This window comes from Micromonospora sp. NPDC003776, from assembly GCF_053605645.1.
Genome location: NZ_JBSGJR010000678.1, coordinates 1 through 3,326, shown reverse-complemented (window position 1 = coordinate 3,326; position 3,326 = coordinate 1). Strand labels below are relative to the sequence as shown.

The window sequence follows — 3,326 nt, the reverse complement described above, 5'->3', positions numbered from 1 at the left end:
GCCAGCCGGTCACGACGGCCCGCGGCGGCTCGCCCACCACCCGGGTGAAGCGGCGGGCGAACGCCGCCCGCGACACGCCGACGGCGGCGGCGAGTCCACCCACCGTCCACGGGTGAGCGGGATCACCCTGGATCAGCCGGACCGCCGGGCCGACGACGGGGTCGGCGTAGGCGCGGTACCACCCCGGCGGCCGGCCGCCGGGGCGGGCGAACCAGGCGCGCAGCGCGGCGATGACGAGCAGGTCGAGCAGCCGGTCGAGGACGGCCTCCTGCCCGGGTCGCGCCCGCTCCAGTTCCGCCGCGAGCAGCGGGACGACCGGCAGGTCGCCGTCGTCGGCCGGGAGCACCGCCAGCGGCGGCAGGGCCGCGAGCAGCCCCGCCCCCACCGCGCCGCTGCTGGCGTACGTGCCGGTGAGCAACGCCGTCCCGGCGTCCGGCCGGGTGCCCCAGGTACGCAGGCCGAGCGCCATCGAATCGGTCAGCTCCCGGCCGTCGAGCGTGGTGCACCGCTGGCCGGGGTGGATCAGCACCTGCGGTGGAGTGTCCGGCCGGTCGGCCACCGTGTACGGGTCGGGGCCGCGCAGCACCGCCACGTCCCCAGGGCCCAGCGCCACCGGCGGGCCGCCGTCCGGCAGCACCCAGGCGGTGCCCCGCACCACCGTGGTGACGCTCAGCGGGGCGGCGTCGCACACCCGGATGGACCAGGGCGGGTCCATCACGGTACGGAGCAGGAAGGCGTCCCGGGCGCGCAGTCCCCGGAGCACCTCGGCGAGCGCGTCCACCGGGCGAGCGTAGACGTGCGCGTATGGTTCGGGGATTTCCGGCCATGGACCGTCCAGCCAGGGTCGGGTGCGATGGTGGCATGACGAGACGGGGCGGTGCCCGGTGACCGCGCTGCGGGTCGGCACGCTGCTGCTGGCGACGCTGACCACGGGCCTGATGGCGGGGCTGTTCGCCGGCTTCGCGTACGCGGTGATGCCGGGCCTGTCCCGGGTCGACGACCGGGCCTTCGTGGCCACCATGCGGTCGGTCAACCAGGCCATCCTGAACGGCTGGTTCGCGGTCTGCCTCGGCGGCGCCCTGGTCGGCACCCTGGCGGCCGTGCTGCTGCACCTGCCGGCCGGCCGGCGTGCGCCGCTGCCCTGGCTGCTGGCCGCGCTGGTGCTCTACGGGCTGGTGCTCGCCGTCACGGCCACGGTGAACGTGCCGCTCAACGACCGGCTCGCGGCCGGCGCCGCCGGGTCGGCCGACCCGGCCCAGCTCCGCGCGATGTTCGAGGACGCCTGGGTACGCGCGAACCTGGCGCGGGCGGTGCTGAACACCGCCGCCCTCGGCTGCCTCGGTGCGGCGCTCCTGGTCGCCGGGCCGGGGGCCGGCTGACGCCGACGGGACGGTCAGGACCGGTGCGCCGACCGCAGCTTCGCCATCAACTCCACCTCGGCGGTCCGCGACCGCTCGATGCGCCCGGCCAGCTCGCGCACGCGGCCGCTGGTGCCGGCGCGCACCTGCGCCCGGGCCAGGTCGGCGGCCTGGCGTTGGTGGGTGCCCAGCACGTCGAGCAGGACCTGGTCCACCTGGCCGGTCGGCGCGGCCCGCAGCCGGGCCAGGCCGGCGGCGGCGTCGCTGTGTCCGGAGTGGTCGTGATGGGCGGCCACCGCCGCGGCCGACGGCCCGGCCTCGCGCAGCCAGCCGCGCATGGTGGTCGCCTCGTCGGCCTCGGTCACGTCGATGGCCGCGATGAGGGTGCGAATCTCCGCATCGGAGGTGCGCGCGAGGCCGAGCCGGATGATCTGCCCTGTCTGGTCGATGTGCGCCGCCATCATGGTCAGGAACAGCAGGTCGATCGGGCTGCTGGCGGCGTCGCCGGTCGGGCCCGCCGGCGTGGGCCTGGCCGGGGCGGGCGCGCAGCCGGCGACGGCCGCCACGAGCGCCAGCAGGACGGCGGTGAGCAGTCGACCGGCGCGGCGGCGCGGACCCGTCGGAGCCGGGCGGGGGCCGGGTGCGGCACACGCGGGGCGTGGCCGCACCCGGGCGGTCAGCTCCGCTGCCACAGCGCGGGCACGTTCGGCGGCTCCCAGCCGGGGAGGGCGGTGTGCGCCTGGAGGCACCGGTAGGTGAGCCCGTTGTAGGTGACCACGTCGCCGACCCGGTAGGCCGTACCCGCGGTCCAGGTGCCGGTCGGCGCGGGGCTGGTCGGACTCGCGGTCGGGCTCGGGCTGGGCGCCGGGGTGGTCGGGGACGGGGTCGGCGACGGGCTCGGCGACGGGTCGCCACCCGACCCGATCTGCAGGTCGACGCAGGAGTAGAAGGCGTTGGCGGTGTCGGCGATGTTCCAGATGGCCAGCAGCTTCTGCCGGCCGGAGAAACCGCTCAGGTTGACCGTGTGCGACACCGTCGCGTCGGGCTGGCGGCCGCCGCCGTCGACGATGGCCACCCGGGTGCCGCCGATCCAGTACTCCCAGTTGGCGGTGGCGTGGCGGGCCGTGTTGACCCAGGTGAAGGTGACCGAGGAGCCGACCTGGGTGGCCGGCCAGCCGCGACTGTCGTCGTTGAGCACGGCGAACTGGGCGATGCCGGCGTGGCAGCTGCGCAGCCCCTTGGGGCCCTCGACGCTCTGCGGCTCGTACTGGATCTGGCCGCAGTCGGGGACCTTGTGCTGGGCGCAGAGCGCCTGGCGGCTGGGGGGCGAGGAGACGTACCCGTGGGCCTGGGCGGGCGCGGCGACGGCCAGGGTGGCACCGACCACTCCCGTGGTGAGCAGCGGCAGGGTGATTCTTCGACGCACGGTGGCAACTCCTTCGGGTGGGGGCGAGAGCTGACACGAACATAAATTAAACCTTGTTAACAGTAAAGACTCCTATCTATAAATTAAGCCCCGGATGGAGCGGTCTTGAGTTCGGCCGGACCGGCGTGGAATTCTGATACGTCGATGGCTCAGCTCGCGCGGGGCTGACCGTCGCCAGTGGGCATCACGAAGGGCAGCCGACTGGGGCAACGGGTACGTGGCCACCGTCGACATCGTCAACAACGGGCCCGACCCGATCGACGGCTGGACGCTCCCCTGGACCTGGCCGACCGGCTGGCAGCAGGTGAGCAACGGCTGGAGCGCGAACTGGGCGCAGTCCGGCCGGCTCGTGCAGGTCACCCGGACGACAACCGGCGGCTCGCGGACGGCGCGGGCACGAGCATCGGCTTCGTCGGCGCGTACAGCGGGCCGAACGTGCTGCCCACCGCGTTCACCCTCAACGGGACGGTGTGCCGCACGCTCTGACCCGCGTGCGGCGTCAGCCGCGGCCGGGCGGCCGGAAGCGCCGACCGCCGGCGTAG

At 75.0% G+C, this 3,326-nt stretch carries 5 protein-coding genes; 2 read left to right on the top strand and 3 right to left on the bottom strand.

The features are described 5' to 3' along the window. A partial coding sequence (locus ACWEVO_RS33185) for a cupin domain-containing protein (protein WP_452311379.1) occupies window positions 1-781 on the bottom strand: 781 nt, incomplete at its 3' end. Between the two features lie 103 nt (window positions 782-884). Here ACWEVO_RS33185 and ACWEVO_RS33180 point away from each other — a divergent pair. Continuing rightward, a complete protein-coding gene (locus ACWEVO_RS33180) occupies window positions 885-1,379 on the top strand; it encodes an anthrone oxygenase family protein (RefSeq protein ID WP_452311378.1) in 495 nt (164 codons plus the stop codon). Between the two features lie 14 nt (window positions 1,380-1,393). Here ACWEVO_RS33180 and ACWEVO_RS33175 read toward each other — a convergent pair whose 3' ends face one another. After that, the gene (locus tag ACWEVO_RS33175) at window positions 1,394-2,050 is read right to left on the bottom strand and encodes a DUF305 domain-containing protein (protein WP_452311377.1); all 657 of its coding nucleotides are present in this window, start codon (window positions 2,048-2,050) and stop codon (window positions 1,394-1,396) included. Then, entirely contained in the window at window positions 2,035-2,784 is a 750-nt protein-coding gene (locus ACWEVO_RS33170) for a lytic polysaccharide monooxygenase (RefSeq protein WP_452311376.1), read from the bottom strand. The genes ACWEVO_RS33175 and ACWEVO_RS33170 overlap by 16 nt, the downstream gene beginning before the upstream one ends. 217 nt (window positions 2,785-3,001) lie before the next feature. Between ACWEVO_RS33170 and ACWEVO_RS33165 the strand changes: the two genes are divergently transcribed. After that, window positions 3,002-3,326 (top strand): cellulose binding domain-containing protein (locus tag ACWEVO_RS33165; protein WP_452311375.1); only part of this gene is annotated, 325 nt, incomplete at its 3' end.